At 59.0% G+C, this 15,018-nt stretch carries 12 protein-coding genes and 5 pseudogenes; 9 read left to right on the top strand and 8 right to left on the bottom strand.

Annotated elements, in window-relative coordinates:
* Nucleotides 1-137 precede the first annotated feature (137 nt).
* The gene (locus NKI31_RS26875; protein WP_352652996.1) at nucleotides 138-1,163 is read left to right on the top strand and encodes an IS110 family RNA-guided transposase; all 1,026 of its coding nucleotides are present in this window, start codon (nucleotides 138-140) and stop codon (nucleotides 1,161-1,163) included.
* A gap of 537 nt (nucleotides 1,164-1,700) precedes the next feature.
* On the opposite strand, the gene NKI31_RS26870 is transcribed toward NKI31_RS26875, so the two are convergent.
* Both NKI31_RS26870 and NKI31_RS26865 read right to left on the bottom strand, forming a co-directional pair.
* Complete coding sequence (locus NKI31_RS26870) at nucleotides 1,701-1,874, bottom strand: recombinase zinc beta ribbon domain-containing protein (RefSeq protein ID WP_352653009.1); 174 nt, start codon at nucleotides 1,872-1,874, stop codon at nucleotides 1,701-1,703.
* Between the two features lie 115 nt (nucleotides 1,875-1,989).
* Nucleotides 1,990-2,214, bottom strand: a pseudogene (locus tag NKI31_RS26865) (recombinase family protein); the annotation flags it as partial.
* Nucleotides 2,215-2,754: 540 nt separating this feature from the next.
* Between NKI31_RS26865 and NKI31_RS26860 the strand changes: the two are divergent.
* Together NKI31_RS26860 and NKI31_RS26855 are read left to right on the top strand one after the other, a co-directional pair.
* Complete coding sequence (locus tag NKI31_RS26860; RefSeq protein WP_352652995.1) at nucleotides 2,755-3,627, top strand: recombinase family protein; 873 nt, start codon at nucleotides 2,755-2,757, stop codon at nucleotides 3,625-3,627.
* A complete protein-coding gene (locus NKI31_RS26855) occupies nucleotides 3,536-3,733 on the top strand; it encodes a recombinase family protein (protein WP_352652993.1) in 198 nt (65 codons plus the stop codon). Before NKI31_RS26860 ends, NKI31_RS26855 begins: the two co-directional genes overlap by 92 nt.
* Before the next feature lie 1,580 nt (nucleotides 3,734-5,313).
* On the opposite strand, the gene NKI31_RS26850 is transcribed toward NKI31_RS26855, so the two are convergent.
* Nucleotides 5,314-6,075 (bottom strand): class I SAM-dependent methyltransferase, encoded by a 762-nt coding sequence (locus NKI31_RS26850; protein WP_352652992.1) that lies wholly within the window; start codon nucleotides 6,073-6,075, stop codon nucleotides 5,314-5,316.
* Between the two features lie 36 nt (nucleotides 6,076-6,111).
* On the opposite strand from NKI31_RS26850, the pseudogene NKI31_RS26845 reads away from it, so the two are divergent.
* Nucleotides 6,112-6,633: pseudogene (locus tag NKI31_RS26845) on the top strand (ATP-grasp domain-containing protein); the annotation flags it as partial.
* A 692-nt stretch (nucleotides 6,634-7,325) separates the two neighbouring features.
* Here the strand turns inward: NKI31_RS26845 and NKI31_RS26840 are convergent.
* The 3 genes and pseudogenes from NKI31_RS26840 to NKI31_RS26830 all read right to left on the bottom strand — a co-directional run.
* Nucleotides 7,326-7,923, bottom strand: a pseudogene (locus tag NKI31_RS26840) (IS66 family transposase); the annotation flags it as partial.
* A 266-nt stretch (nucleotides 7,924-8,189) separates the two neighbouring features.
* Nucleotides 8,190-8,756 (bottom strand): annotated as a pseudogene (locus tag NKI31_RS26835) (IS110 family RNA-guided transposase); the annotation flags it as partial.
* Between the two features lie 217 nt (nucleotides 8,757-8,973).
* Nucleotides 8,974-9,465 (bottom strand): Lrp/AsnC family transcriptional regulator, encoded by a 492-nt coding sequence (locus tag NKI31_RS26830; RefSeq protein WP_352652991.1) that lies wholly within the window; start codon nucleotides 9,463-9,465, stop codon nucleotides 8,974-8,976.
* Nucleotides 9,466-9,911: 446 nt separating this feature from the next.
* Here NKI31_RS26830 and ectB point away from each other — a divergent pair, with 446 nt between their 5' ends.
* The 5 genes and pseudogenes from ectB (at nucleotide 9,912) to NKI31_RS26805 (ending at nucleotide 13,813) form a co-directional block, all read left to right on the top strand.
* Complete coding sequence (gene ectB, locus NKI31_RS26825; RefSeq protein WP_352652990.1) at nucleotides 9,912-11,219, top strand: diaminobutyrate--2-oxoglutarate transaminase; 1,308 nt, start codon at nucleotides 9,912-9,914, stop codon at nucleotides 11,217-11,219.
* Between the two features lie 10 nt (nucleotides 11,220-11,229).
* Nucleotides 11,230-11,292: pseudogene (locus NKI31_RS26820) on the top strand (ectoine synthase); the annotation flags it as partial.
* Between the two features lie 83 nt (nucleotides 11,293-11,375).
* Nucleotides 11,376-11,621, top strand: coding sequence for an ectoine synthase (locus tag NKI31_RS26815; RefSeq protein WP_352652989.1), 246 nt, complete (start codon nucleotides 11,376-11,378; stop codon nucleotides 11,619-11,621).
* Between the two features lie 361 nt (nucleotides 11,622-11,982).
* The gene (asnB, locus tag NKI31_RS26810; protein WP_352652988.1) at nucleotides 11,983-13,398 is read left to right on the top strand and encodes an asparagine synthase (glutamine-hydrolyzing); all 1,416 of its coding nucleotides are present in this window, start codon (nucleotides 11,983-11,985) and stop codon (nucleotides 13,396-13,398) included.
* Nucleotides 13,364-13,813, top strand: a complete 450-nt coding sequence (locus NKI31_RS26805) for an asparagine synthase-related protein (RefSeq protein ID WP_352652987.1) — start codon at nucleotides 13,364-13,366, stop codon at nucleotides 13,811-13,813. Before asnB ends, NKI31_RS26805 begins: the two co-directional genes overlap by 35 nt.
* A 184-nt stretch (nucleotides 13,814-13,997) precedes the next feature.
* Here the strand turns inward: NKI31_RS26805 and NKI31_RS26800 are convergent, their stop codons facing one another.
* Both NKI31_RS26800 and NKI31_RS26795 read right to left on the bottom strand, forming a co-directional pair.
* Nucleotides 13,998-14,681: a GntR family transcriptional regulator gene (locus tag NKI31_RS26800; protein WP_352652986.1), complete on the bottom strand. Its 684-nt coding sequence runs from the start codon at nucleotides 14,679-14,681 to the stop codon at nucleotides 13,998-14,000.
* 93 nt (nucleotides 14,682-14,774) lie between these two features.
* Complete coding sequence (locus NKI31_RS26795) at nucleotides 14,775-14,951, bottom strand: hypothetical protein (protein WP_352652985.1); 177 nt, start codon at nucleotides 14,949-14,951, stop codon at nucleotides 14,775-14,777.
* Nucleotides 14,952-15,018: the final 67 nt, after the last annotated feature.

Raw genomic sequence — 15,018 nt, 5'->3', positions numbered from 1 at the left:
GCTGAACGCCTGAACGCCTCAAGGAAACAGATGGGGTGATTGGGGTCTCGGCCGACGCCGGAAGAGGGCGGCTGCTCCTGTCGTGATGTGAGAACGTGGTCGATGTGGAATCGCCACAAACATCGGGAAGAGCAGCCATGAAGTACTTTGCCGGACTGGACGTGTCTTTGGAAGAGACCGCGATCTGCGTCGTCGATGAGAGCGGTCGCATCATGAAGGAGGCTCGAGCGGCGAGCGAGCCGCAGGCTTTGGCCGAGGCATTGCGTAAAGTCGACCTGGTGCTGGAGCGCGTCGGGCTGGAAGCCTGTTCACTGACGGCATGGCTTCACGACGGATTGCGCGCCGAAGGGCTGCCGGCGATCTGCATCGAGACGCGGGCTGCCAATGGGGCCATGAAGACGATGCCGAACAAGACCGACAGGAACGATGCCCGCGCGCTGGCGCAGATCATGCGCACCGGCTGGTACCGGCAGGTGCATGTGAAGAGCAGACAATGCCGGCTGTGGCGCTCGTTGCTGGTCGCCCGCCGGACGGTTCTCAACGAAATGCGCACGATCGAGAACGTGGTGCGTGCCATGCTGCGCGAAGCCGGCGTCAAGCTGGGCCTGCCGTCGCGGTCCGCCTTTGCCGGGCGAGTGCGCGAGCTGGTCGGCGCCGACGCCGAAGTGATGGCGATGGTCGAGCCGCTGCTTGCGATCCTCGGCGCCATGCTCAAGGAGTTCGTCCGGCTGACCAGGCAGGTTCTCGACATCGTCCGCAAGGAGGAGGTCTGCCGGCGGCTGATGTCGGCGCCTGGCGTCGGCCCGATCACGTCGCTCACCTTCCGCGCTACCATCGACCGGCCGGAGCGGTTCGGCTCCAGCCAAGCGGTTGGGGTGCATCTGGGGCTGACGCCCGCGCGCTACCAATACATCCAGGGCAGGATCAGTCGCTGCGGCGACGAACTCGCCCGCACGGCCCTCTACCAGGCAGCGCATTCGCTGCTCGTACGCTCGAAGAAATGGTCGAGCCTGAGGGCATGGGGCATGAATGTCGCCAAGCGCCGTAGCATGGCGCGGGGGCGTGTGGCGGTGGCCCGTAAGCTGGCGGTCATCCTGCACCGGATTTGGGCAGACGCGACCGAATTCCGCTTTGGAAAGGAAATTGCCACCCCGGCGGCGTGAACCCGCCGCAAACATTGAAGGAGTAAGGAAAGGAGCTTTCGCCCGAACGGGCGATGTCCAGATCGTCCCGTGGGGACGATGGGCGAGGCGATCTCGTTGAGAGACCCGAACCTGCCGCTAAACCCGGCAAGGTCGTGAAACAGATTGAGACACCTCGCTCTCCTGACCCCATCATGCGGCGGCCAAGGCGCCGACCGCGAAGAGAAGCGAGTGACCTGCGGGACGGCCCAGGAAAAAAGTACAGGAGCACCTTGACCTCAACCACCCCAATCAGAGAGGTTTCTCAGAAAGTCGAATTGCCAACCGTCGCCAATGAAACGGCGGAACTATCTCGACATTTCGCGTCGACCCTTATCCCGTCGAACTCGGCCTGGAGTCTGCGGAAGTCCCAGCATAAAGAGCCGCGAATTGCGGGGCTTTATGCGAATTCACATAGTCGCGTTCCAAATAGTGCTGTTTGCGACTCAACCGGGTAGTTCGATTCGGGTGCGTCGCGGCCGCAGTCGAAGCACCCAAACCGCCACCCGACTGCGTGCATCATTCCGATAGCCCAATATGCGGCGACAGCCTATCGCGATCACTTAGCCGGCTCTCGCCGCGTCGCACAACGCCCTCGTTGCAATTATAATAGGGTCGTTGTTCTCCGTCGGCAAAGCCATAGTTCACCCGCATACGCAATCCGCAACGACCACAGAGCACGCGCCCCTGCAGCAGGGCACCGCCCTCGCGGTACAGTGCCGCGCAGCTCTGAGGAAAAGCCGCCCGCGTTTCGCTTCAGAGTTACCTGGTTGCGCTCGAATTCGTCCCAGGTAATGTACCCGGAATGGGCGTCCGGAATCAGGACCTGCCAGTCTTCCTTCTTGACCCGCAAAATGCACCAGCTTGAGATCGGCATTGTAGGAACCGCGGGTGCGGCCATATACGAATGCGCCGACATAGGATTATGCTGAATCTGCAAGATCCGGGAGTGGCTCATCGCTCTCCATAAAACCTCACCCTTGCCAATGCTGCAGCGGATCCGCCGAGGGAACAGAATGTGCTGTGCATTCATGCGACGCACTACCGCGCACGCGGAACCAGCCTCGCGGAATGCGTCGAACAGCAATCGCAGGGGTCCTGTATCTGGCGATCTGGATCAAAGCAGAGGCGTCCATCGTCCCCGTAAACCAGCCCTACGGGTGGCGGCATCTCAAGTTCGCCACGCCGTGCTTTGTTGAGGATGGCGCCCTGAAGTCTCGATTTTAGCACATGCAATTCCGCCTCGCTTAGCAGCCGATCGTTGAAGACATTTTGCTGCCCCAATTAGATTTGGGGATGATCAACGAATAACAGTTACTGATCCCAGGCATCCTCTTTATGGACGCGATTTCATTTTAGCGGGCAGACCGAGCGGCGCCGACCTCTATCGGCAGCTTCTTGTCTTTTACCGCGATGATGTTCTCCTGAAGATTCCGATCTCGGCCACCATCTGTATCCATCGGCACCAGATGTCAGCCAAGCTTTCAACTACGAGCGTTCGCGATTTTATTCGCCTTGTCTGCTCTGCAAAGGCGAAGGCGCAGCAAAGTTCCGTCGATATACCTGAGCATGATTGCCTGACGTCAGAAACCGAATCACCCCTATCGGAATCGCATGGTTCTCTGGAGGGGCGAGCCATGATGTCGGATCTGATAACGACCCAGCATTTGTGCCGAAAAGCCGTGATTTACATCCGGCAATCGACACCACACCAGATGGTCAACAACCAGGAAAGCCTGCGGCTGCAATATGCATTGCATCAGCGTGCGGGAGACTCGGCTGGGCCGACACCAATATCGAAGTGATCGACGCGGACCTTGGCCAGAGTGGAGCTGCGGCGGCTCACCGCGCCGGCTTCAAAGATCTCCTTGGACGCGTCACATTGGGTGAAGTTGGCATCGTTCTTTCGTATGAAGTGACACGGCTTGCCCGCAATTGTTCCGATTGGTACCCACTCCTCGATTTATGCGGCTATCGGCAATGCCTCATCGGCGACCGCGACGGAATTTACGACCCGGGCTCGGCCAACGGGCGCCTGTTGCTTGGCTTGAAGGGTACGATCTCGGAAGTGGAATTGCACACGCTTCGTGGCCGCCTGACAGCCGGTTTGCTCAGCAAGGCTGAGCGGGGCGAGCTGGCATTGCTGTTACCAGCCGGGTTGGAGCGGGACGCCAATGGTGTCGTGATGAAGGATTCAAACCAGGAAGTGCAGGACCGGATTGCCCTGATATTCTCTGCATTTTGGGAGTTGGGCACCGTCGGAAAAGTCATCCGTTCCTTGCGGGATCGTGCGCTCACCCATACCGCGGCGAAATCGATTTGGCGACGTTGTCTGGCGCGTCCCAACTGCAAGCATGCTTGCCGGGATGTTGAAGAACCCGGCCTATGCCGGCGCGTTCGTCTATGGCCGCACCCAGTCCTGTCACACCAGATATGCAAGTGGTAAGATCATCTCGCGACGCCGGCCAATGGCAGAGTGGAAAATCGTAGTTAAAGACGTTATCCTGCTTATCTCGATTGGGAGCGTTACGAGCGGATCCAGACCACGCTGAGCGACAATCACGCGGAATACCGACGAAACCTGACACGCGGTGGAGCCGAGAGTTCATGCCTTGAGCGCCCTGTCTCGCGGCGCCGAGATGGAGGTCCGGCTGCTCGAACTGGCTCATCAAGGACTCGACGACGCGGCGATAGCGACCAAACTGACTAAGGAAGGCTTCCGCTCACCGCGCCGCAGCTACGTTCCTGTGCGCACAGTCCAGATCGTCCGACAACGCCATCGCGTATTGAGGCAGTCTACACCAGCCCGCTCTCACAACATTCCCGGGTGGCTAACGGTGTCTGAACTAGCGATGGCAGCGGACGTTTCTCGCTCCTGGATCCGGCATCGAATCCGCAATGGCGTGATCAGTATCCACCAAAACGCCCATCACAAACGCGTTCTGTTCCCAGATGCCGCTGCAACAATCGCCGCAATACAAGAGCTCAAATCCGGCGTGCGGCAACACCTCGACTTTATCCCACCTGCTACTTGCGAGCTAGTCGCGAGACTTCCAGGCCGAATACGATGCCCGCATGCCGGTCGCGCCGCAACCAGCGCAGTGAACTCTATGCTGTCGCCGCGACAGATCGCGCCCCGAACCGGCATGAGCGTGAGAACGGTCGAGCGCTGGCTTGCAGCGGGCGGGGAGCCCGAGCACCGGCGGCCGGCCGCGCGCTCGGTTCTCATGGATCCTTCCAGGAGTATCTCGAAGGACGCTGGCAGGAAGGCCAACGCAACGCGTTGCAACCTGTGGAGCGAAATCAAGCGCCGCGGCTTTGCAGGCAAGGCGACCGTCTACAGGTGGACCGCCGCCCGCCAGCAGTGCTCATCGACCGCTCCGCCAAATGCGCGATGACGGCCGCCGTCGGGCCGAAACTGTGCATGGCTGCTGAGCGAAGACCCGACTTTGCTCGATGAGCAAACCGAGCAATTCTTGGGCCATCTCTATGACTGCGCGCCGGAGCTCTTGAAGGCGGGTGACCTGGCTCGACGTTTCGCTGCACTGACACGCGGCGACGATGATGCCGGCCTCGAGCAACGGATCGAGGACGCCACGGACAGCGAACTGGCTTCCCTTGCAGCAGGCATCGGCCGTGACATCGCGGCTGCGCACTCATCCAGCCCTGGAGCACCAGTCCCGTCGAGGGACAGATCAACCGTCCCAAGACCATCAAGCGCCAGATGTATGGGCGCTCCGGGTATCCGCTGCTGAGGAACTGGCAGCCGCCTAGCGACCGTAGAAACAAACGGGGCAACCACGGGAACGCCGCCCCTGCACCAAATATGCGGAAGATCCCCAGATCGGCGTCTAATTTTGCACACGATGACGTAATTGTTACCGTCGCTCCTTTGAACGAAGACTCGGCGGACGGCAAAAGCCGCCGACCATTGAGATCGAGGAGGCCGCAGTGAAGCAATATGTCGGCGAGAGACCAGCGTTTGCGTCATCGATAATGATTGAAGGTCTGTCTTCCAAGGGAAAGTGAAGTCCGATCCGGGAGCACTGACCGAGTTGCTTGTCTATCGCAAACACTCGGAACTTATGGTTTGCCGAGCCAAAAAAGCCACAAAAGCCTCCAGATCGTTGGATTATTTGTTTGCAACAACCACGAGGCGCGAACTGGCGGACGTAAACGCTTCGGCTTCCTGCCCATAAGCTTCAATGGTCTCGAACCCGGCTCTTTTCAACATCCGAGTATATTCCGAAACCCCATACTGCCTGAAAGAAAGGTGCGCTCTTCTAACGCATCCATCGCGGACGACAATCCTTTCGAGGTTTGAACGATCACTTAGAACATCATAAGTAAATAGATCGATTCTCATATCGTCGTCACGCCGCGCAACGTGGCAGACGGGCGATTTATGATCCAGAAGATCGAGCCGATTGGGGTGATCGATTAGCAGACGCCCGCCCTTTCGAAGCGAAGAAGCGGCCTCACTCAGAACTCTCTCATTGTCCTCGTCATTGAAATAGCCAAACGTTGTGTACCACAGAAAAGCCGCATCGAATCGATCTCGCCAGGGAAGTGAGCGCATGTCGCCCAGAACATACTCAACATTTAGTCTGCGCTCATCAGCGTCCGCTTCGGCTTTTTTTAGCAAGGTGGGTGAGATATCCACTCCGGTCACCTGTGCGCCTTTTTCCGCCAACCGGTTGGCAATCCGCCCATAACCGCATCCAAGCTCAAGAACCGGGCCGCCCTGCTTAAGAGAAAGAAAGTCCCAGATCGCTTCTGCTTGTCTGTCACTTATTTCCGGGCGATGGACAACGTCTCCAAAATATAAGTAGTCTTCTCCGAAGTATGAATTAATATCATTTGTCGGCGGCGTAGAACTACTGTGATCTGTCATCATATTTGCCTTGTACTACATTGACTTCAGCTTAATATTTTCAAAGGTCGTCCGATTATCCTGTCGGCTGATCCAGCGTCCACCCAGTACGACAATTTTGCGTCGGAAAGGACTGAGACAATCCGTGTCGATACAGATGATCTCGATGCGCTGATCCGCGAATGTTCCCAACTACGTGAGGCCTATGGCATTGCTGGCATCACGAGCCAGGAAGAGGAGGTCTATGCGACAGTCGGCAAGCTCTGCCGGCATTTCAATCTGCCGGGACCGAACCCCGCATCCATTGAACGATGCTGCGATAAATTCACCCAACGTGAACTCCTTGCGGGGGCCGGCGTTCCAATGCCTGCTTATCGCGTGGCAGTGAATGCGACGGAGGTTGAAAGCGCTGCCGCGGATTGTGCCATAACGTCGGTGAGTTAGCCGAAGCACGGCCTATCTGTTGGCGGAAAGCACATACGGGTGCCTTGGCCAACACAGCGCAAATGGCAGTCCTCGCCGAGAGTGCTCGTCAAAGAATCTACAGAAGGCCCCCTTTATTGGGCCGACATAATGGGAGAGGCAAAGACGCTGGGCCGCTTGGACGTATAGCAGACCACAGCCCCATGGACCGCCTTCAACCAGGATGAGTGCTCTTCTTGCCATTGGCGTTTACCCTCCGTTGCGTGCTTTGCGGCGGTCTGAGGGCAAAGACGCGTCGGCTTTTTATTCGCGCCTGAACTCAGACTTGCGATAGATACCATCGTCAGCGATTTGCAGTTGCAAAGGTTCTGTAAACTTAGTTGAAGGATCTGTTGCAACGTTCTGGTTACCGGCGTTTGGCACGGACCGTCTCGATGAATTTCTGGGGTTCCGATGTTCAGGGGGCGCCAGTTCGCCCAAAGCTGCGCATACGGTTGGAAAGTGTGGCGGCCCTTGGTCTGGACTTAAATGAGGCCGAAATTACCCCGTGCGGCACGATGTCGTCATCGCAGCCATCAAGCACGAGCGCATCAAGGCCACGCAGTCTCAGCCCAAGGGAAATGGAAATCCCCGCCAGACCGCCACGGGCAACAATTACATCGAAATGTTTCTGAGTGAGCTCATAGAAGTTTATCCAGCCGCCTTGAATGCGTCAGCTGACTGCTCGCTTTTTTCGAGAATCTTCAAAAGGCTTACGAAGCCTAGCGGAGTAAGCGCTATTTTCCCCGCACGTTGACGCCGGCGTTTTTGACGGATGGCCTTCGAATTGGGAACGGTATCTGGTCTGATCAGGCTGCTGTTGCTTTGGCGAAGTTGAAGGGCAGCAGATCGTAGATGTCAGCGTCCTCGTTGCGTTGAGGCAATTCGGTGAGTGCGTGGCGCAACGACGCTAACGGCTCGACGCCACAGGCGCGGCAGGTCAACATCAGGCTGTAGATGACGGCGCTGGCCTTGGCTCCGTCGACGGTATCGCTGAACAACCAACTCTTCCTGCCAGTTGCAAAAATCCTGATGTCGCGCTCGAGAAGATTGTTGTCGATCGGCATGCTGCCGTCCCCGGCGTAGCGTGTCAGTGTTCCCACTGGTTTAGGGTATAGGACACGGCATCGCCAAGCTTGCTGTCAGGCAAGACCTTTGGAGCGATCTCGTCGAGCCATGCCTTGAGAGCATGGAGGAGGTACACTATGTTGCTGGCGGAAGCGGCGAATGCAGTGATCTCGCGCTTCGCCGTCATCGGGGATTTCGTTCCGCGCCTGCCTTTACAACCCGTAGAGCTGTTCGAAGAACCGGAGTGCCTGTTCCGGCGGCCCGCCACCCTTCTTTCTCGCTTTGAGTGCGTCGACGAAGCGCCGCTGGGCCATGCATCCATATGTGGACGGCTCGCGCTTGCAAGTCATTTCTGCAGGTATTTGGATCGGATCGCTTGCTTCCATATGTACGGCCTCTGAATGCGGTCGCACATGACCACTGGCCAAGATGGTTTCCGCGACGCGAGTTCCAAACAAGATGACGACCTTAAATGGCCATTTGATGCAACGGAGTCTCACGCGTCTTGGATCGATCGATCGCACCATCTGCCTTTCTCTTGCAAGTTCACAGCATCAGCGCAACTCGGTAGCATTCATTCTCTGCTCACCGTGATGGCCAATCTCTTATGCCGCAAGGTTTGTGGCCTGCGGGGTGTCTTGGGGGCTTCGGTATGCTTCTCCGCTGGTCATCAGTTTCCAGGCGATCCGAGCGATTTTGTTGGCCAGCGCCACCGCAACCAGCTTCGGCTTCTTGCGGTGGAGGAGCTCAATGAGCCATCGGGAGACGTGCTTACTTCGACTTATCCGAATCTGCTTAAGAAGAGCAGTGGCACCCACCACGAGCACGCTTCGCAACATTTCATCGCCAGCGCGGGTGATCACACCAAGCCTGACTTTTCCGGCAGTCGAATGATCTCTGGGCGTCACACCGATCCAGGCGGCAAAATCACGCCCGGATTTGAACATCCTCGGGTCCGGGGTCTTCATCATCAGAAGCGATGCACCTATCGGGCCCACACCGGGAATCTCAGCCAGGCGTTTGCTGCATTCATCAGCACGATGCAAGGCCATTAGTTTTTCGTCGACGGTTTTGATCTCGGCAAGTAGTTCGCGATATTCCTCACCATGCATAGCGAATAGCTCGCGGGCCACTTCCGGCAGAGACTGGTCGTTGGCGACCCGCTCCAACATAGGCAAGCTCGCGCAGCAGCCGACGGTCGGCGAGGCGGTCGAGTGCGTCATGGCGGATCGTGCGGGCAAAGTGCGCGGACATGTTTGAGGCCTCCCGGGTCGGACTGATACAGGAAGACTATTCGACATGGGCAGGCAGAGAGGCTGTTTGGATGCCTGCCCGTGGAGAGAGTCTCTCTATTGTGCACCGCGGGAAGAGGATATCTCTGTGGCCTTGTTAGGATTGCAGCGGCAGCAGGTCGGCTACCGGCAAGGCGCTCTCGTCCTTCACCGTCTTGGTGACAACGTAGGTGAAGTAACGGTCGATGCCGATCTCGCGATCGAGCAAGGCGTCGACCAGCCGCTGATAGGCGTCGATGTCGCGCGCCATCACCTTCAGAACATAGTCGACGCCGCCGCCCACCGACCAGCAGGCAACCACCTCCGGGATGTCGCGGATGACGCGTTCAAAGCGATCGAAATCGGCCTGGCGGTGGCTGGCCAGCGTCACCTCCATCAGCACGGTGGCGACAGGCGCGATCAAACGCATGGCGATGCTGGCGTGATAGCCCGAAACGATGCCGGCCTTTTCCAGCTTGCGCAGCCGCATCCAACACGGCGTCGGCGACAGACCGACCTTGCCGGCCAGCGCCAGCTTGGTGATGCGTCCGTCGCGCTGGATCGCGTCGAGGATTTTGAGGTCGATTGCGTCGAGTCTTAGGAACGCCATGCTAAAGTATCCATTTGACGCACTTATATCAGTCCAACTTCCAGCCTGTAGCATTCTCCGTCGTCAGCTCCGATCGCCATATGATCCGCTCCCAGTCCCGTTGTTAAACCCCGTCGCCATTCCTGGAAAACGCCGGGCAACCGACACCTACTGTCGTTTGTCGAATCCACGACACATTGGTTTCGGCCTGATGCCTGCTACACACCGGGTCAAGTCATTGAATTAAACTCGGAAAAACTAAGGCTCCCCAGGGGCAATTGGCATGACTTTTGAGAATCCTCTTCGTGAAACGCGACGCGAGGCGGCACAGGTGTTCGTCCAAGTTGCTCGTCGCAGATGTGGCTCAGGAATGCGTCAATCCGGCAAGCTCCCTCGTTCGACCACGAAACCCCATTTGCAGCATATCCGCCGACCTGCCAAGCCAATACGCAAATAAGGAGGCAACGATGACTGACCGAAGTGCACCAAATGGCGGGGACGAATTTGCTATCTTCAACTATTTTGAGTCCGAAGTGCGCAGCTACGCCCGCAGCTTTCCCGTAGTTTTCGCGAGGGCGCGAGGGGCTGAGCTATTTGCGCGAGATGGGACGGCCTATCTCGACTTTCTCATGGGCTGCTCGAGTTTAAACTATGGGCACAATCCCCCCGAGCTGAAGTCCGCGCTCGCAGACTACATTGAGGGTGACGGCATCACCCATGGCCTCGATCTGTATAACGAAGCCAAGGAATCTTTTCTGCGAGAATTCCACGAGACGATCCTTAGGCCGCGACAATTAGACTACGTCGTGCAGTTTCCCGGTCCAACCGGCGCCAACGCGGTCGAGGCTGCTCTCAAGCTATCACGCAAGATCACTGGTCGGCCCAACATCATAGCCTTCACCAACGGCTTTCATGGCGCGAGCCTCGGCGCTCTATCCTGCACCGGCAACCGATATCACCGTGCTGCTGCCGGCCAGCTGCTCAGCGGCGTCACGCGACTACCCTATGACGGCTATCTTGGATCCGCTGTAGACACCGCCGATTACCTTGATCGCCTGCTCTCGGACCCCTCCAGCGGCGTAGACGCGCCGGCGGCGGTGATTGTCGAGACTGTTCAGGGCGAAGGCGGCCTCAATGTCGCCGGCACGGAGTGGCTGCGCAAGGTAGCAGCCATTGCGCGAAGGCACGGAGCTCTGCTGATCGTCGATGACATTCAGGCGGGTGTTGGCCGGACCGATGGGTTCTTCAGCTTCGAAGCAGAGGGGCTCCGTCCGGACATCGTCACAATTGCCAAATCGATATCGGGCTATGGCCTGCCTATGGCCCTGGTCCTTATTGATCGACAACTCGACAAGTGGGAGCCTGGAGAGCACAACGGAACGTTCCGCGGCAATTGCCATGCTTTCGTCACCGCCCGGGCAGCCCTGGAGCACTTCTGGCGAACGGACAGCTTGGCAGCGTCCGTCAGCCAGAAAGGCAATCTGCTGAAAAGCCGCCTTGAGCAGATCGCGCAGAAATATGACCCAAGCCGAGCGTCAGCCAAGGGTCGTGGCATGATGCGTGGCATAGATCTGAAGTCCGGCGAGGTTGCCGGGCAGGTCATCAGCAACGCTTTCCAGATGGGCCTCATTGTCGCGACCGCTGGTCCCAAAGACGAGGTCGTGAAGTGTCTGCCACCTCTTGTCATTGGAGAGGATCAGCTTAGCCAAGGCCTCGACATCCTCGAGGACGCTATCGCTAGCGTGATCTGCAGCGCAGTGAATACGGCAGCTTGAGAGGTAAATCATGATCGTCAGGGATTTCAATGAGGAGAAACTGACAGCCCGACGTGTCGAAACGTCGAGCTGGGAAAGCGTGCGGTTGCTCCTCAAGAACGATGGGATGGGCTTCTCCTTCCATAACCACGATCCATTTCGGGCGCCCGGCTCAAGATGCACTATCGGAACCACCTCGAGGCGGTCTACTGCATCTCTGGAATGGGCTCTATCGAGGATTTGCAGGCAGAGGAGGTCCATGTCGTGCGACCGGGAATCATTTACGCGCTCGACAAGCATGATGCTCACCTGCTGTGCGCCGAGACCGAATTGATCCTAGTCTGCGTCTTCAACCCTCCGTTGGCCGGCAGCGAGGTGCATGATGAGACCGGTGCCTATCCTCTGGATTCCGAGGCGATCTGATGTCGCCACAGAGAAGGCCAGCGGGCGTCGACTATCGAGAGTATTAGGCCCTCCGCCTGTCCCCACCGCGACCGCGCCTCCAACGGCCCACGCTCCGCTTACCTGCTGCAAAGCGCCATGCTCGGCGCTTGGGGCCATCTGCGGGACTTCAATTACGACATTCCGCGCTTATCTGGGCCAAACCAATATTCGAACACCCGACATCCTGACGCGCAAGTGTTCCGCCCTCGCGGCGCGAAACGCACGGTCACGATCGATCGAGCTACTCGAGTTGAGCCGATGAGGCGGCACAAGGATATTGCGTATTTACGGGTGCGGTGTCCCGGATGCGCGACAGTTACCCAAGGCAAGGAGTCAAAATATGTGCGGCATCTGTGGATGGATTGATTTCGATCGTGACCTAGGAAGTCCCGACGCGCGAAGGGAACTTGCCGACATGACGGCCACCATGGCCAATCGTGGTCCGGACGACGAGGGGACTTGGATCGACGGGCCTGCGGCGCTGGGACACCGTCGCCTGGCGATCATCGATGTCCAGGGCGGTCGCCAGCCGATGACGCTCCAGGAGGACGGCCGACCCGCGTTGGTGCTCGTCTACACGGGCGAGACTTACAACTACCGCGAGCTGCGTCAACGGCTTGTCGCCCTAGGCCATCGGTTTGACACGAGCAGTGACACCGAGGTGGTGCTGCGCGCCCACGGCGAATGGGGCTACCGCGACCCTCGCACCGCAGTGAGCGAACTCAACGGGATGTTCGCCTACGCACTGTGGGACACCGCCAAGCGCGAACTGCTTCTCATACGCGACCGGCTGGGCATCAAGCCGCTTTACTACTACCCTACCGAGCACGGAGTGTTATTCGGCTCGGAGCCAAAGGCGATCCTCGCCAATAGTCTCGCCGAGCGGGCCATGGACGCCGACGGGCTTCGTCGCACGTTATGCTCCATCCCCGACCCCGACCGCACCGTGTTCCGCGGGATGCGTGAGGTACGGCCCGGCCACATCGTGCGCGTGACCCGCGACGGCATCAAGGAGACGAGCTACTGGCGTCTCACCGAAAGCGGGCACAGCGACGACGTGCCTACCACCGTTCGGCGCGTCCGCGACTTGCTCGAGGACACGATGCAGCGGCAGCTCATCACCGACGTCCCGCTGTGCACACTCTTGTCGGGCGGGCTTGATTCCTCGGCCATGACCGCACTGGCCGCGCGCTTCAGCGACGAACGGATCCGGTCCTTCGCCGTCGACTTCGTCGGCTACACCGACAACTTTACCCCCGGCCCGGACCGCCCCACACCCGACGGGCCGTACGTGCAGGAGGTCGCGAAATACGTTGGTACCGACCACACCGACATCACGTTGTCCGCGCACGAGCTCATGAACCCGAACGTGCAGGCCGCCACCCTCCACGCCCGCGACCTGCCTTTGACGTTAGGCAACGAAGATAGCTCGCTTTACCTGCTGTTCCGGGCTGTCCGAAAACACTCGACGGTGGCCTTGTCTGGGGAGTCCGCCGACGAGCTTTTCGGCGGCTACTCGTCGTTCCACGATCCAGCGCAAGTTCAGGCCGACACGTTTCCCTGGATCGAAGACAGTGACGATATCGTACGGCGGTCCCTAGACCCCGAACTGGTCGAGAAACTCGACCTCCCCGGCTACCTCGACGAGCAGTACCGCAAGGCACTTGCGGAAGTACCCGCCCTGACCGGCCCGCGCCTCGGCCGATCCGCACGAGCGTCGCATGCGCGAGGTCTGCTACCTCTTTCTAACGCGTAACCTGCCGACGCTGCTCGACCGCAAGGACCGGATGAGCATGGCCTTGGGTCTCGAGGTGCGGGTCCCATTCTGCGACCATCGCCTCGTTGAGTACGTGTTCGGCACCCCATGGGCCCACAAGACTTTCGACGGGCGCGAGAAGAGTCTGCTGCGGGCCGCCACCGCGGACCTGCTGCCGCAGTCGGTCGTGCGGCGGGTCAAGAGCGCGTATCCGGCTATCCAGGATCCAACCTATGACAGAATACTGCGCACGCGGTTCACCGAGCTGCTGAATGACCGCAATGCGGCAGTGGCGCCGCTGCTGTCCGTCGACAGGTCCCGCGCGCTCGATGCGACCGACAACCTAAGGGGGGTAGAGCGTATCCTAGCCCTCCAGGATTTCCTGACCGATTACAACGTGAGCCTCACGGTCTGAGACGGCGGAACACGCAAAAGGACAGCAAAGGGCTCCCGGCGTCCGAAGGGCCTTGGGCTCCGTGGTCAAGTCTCCTTCCCGAACTTTCGGATTGCACATCACTACACAGCGCTGCAATGCACAGGAACCTCCGCGATGATACCCCAGGCCTTGCATTCGGCTCGGGGCACCCTGAGACCTTCGGTCACGACCGCTTGGCGGTCGCGTGTTGCTCGTCGAAATACCGCAACAGGTTCATTCCGCCGCGCACGATGTCGCGTTCAATCGCCTTCCGCGCCCCCTTCTTGTTACGGGCTCGGAACGCTTCGATCAGCGTCTCATGCTCGTCCGCGCCGATGTAGTCGTTCTCGGCCTGCTGATAATACACATTGAGAATCGGGCCCATCGATACCCACAGACTTTCGATCTGCGCGATCAGCATGTCCATCTTGGAAAGGCGGTAGACGCCGAAGTGAAATTCGCGATTGGCGCGGCGGGCGCGTTCGGCATCGCCGGACGTTTCGCCGGCCACGAAATCCCGATGAATGTCGACAAGCTTTTCAATGTCCGCGTCCGAGACATGCTCGACGGCAAGTTCGGCCGCTAGTCCCTCGAGCGCGATACGAATGAGCCTGACCTGCCAGTAACGCGACCGGGTCAGTTCTGGAACGGTGACGAACCGCCCCGAACGCAGCTCCAACGCCTGCTCGCTGACGAGCCGGAAACAGGCCTCCCGCACAGGCGTGACGCTGGTGCCCAGCCGTTGCGCCAGATTCTGCATTAAGAGCCTTTCGCCCGGCCGGAAATTGCCCGCGATCAGCGCCTCGCGCAGCGAGATATAGGTTCTCGCCGACAGACTCCCTTGCTCGATTGGCTGCATTGTGTTCATGGATCACCGCTGCAATGTTGGGCCGCACCGAATCGGCGACGGATAAGGGTACGAGAAGCTCTTATATCCTATAAGTCCGGTTGCGAGATATGGCTAGGAGCGGGCGGTTCTCCCAGCGGAGAGCTTGCGCAGGATCGTCTCGATGACATCCAGCGACTTCTCGGCCGTCGCTCGGTCATGTCCGGAAAGGTAGAGACGCTTGAGCGGGAGCGGCTGACCGATCAGCTGGTTCGCTACCATCTCCCTGCGGAATGCGAGTTCGAAGGGCATCTTCGTTGCGCAGCAGATCCTGGTAGTCTCGGTAGGGACCGCTGAGGAAATAGATTAGCCAGAGCGA

The organism is Mesorhizobium sp. M0659 (assembly GCF_040320605.1).
Taxonomy (GTDB): domain Bacteria; phylum Pseudomonadota; class Alphaproteobacteria; order Rhizobiales; family Rhizobiaceae; genus Mesorhizobium.
This window is presented reverse-complemented; position numbering and strand designations above follow the sequence as displayed.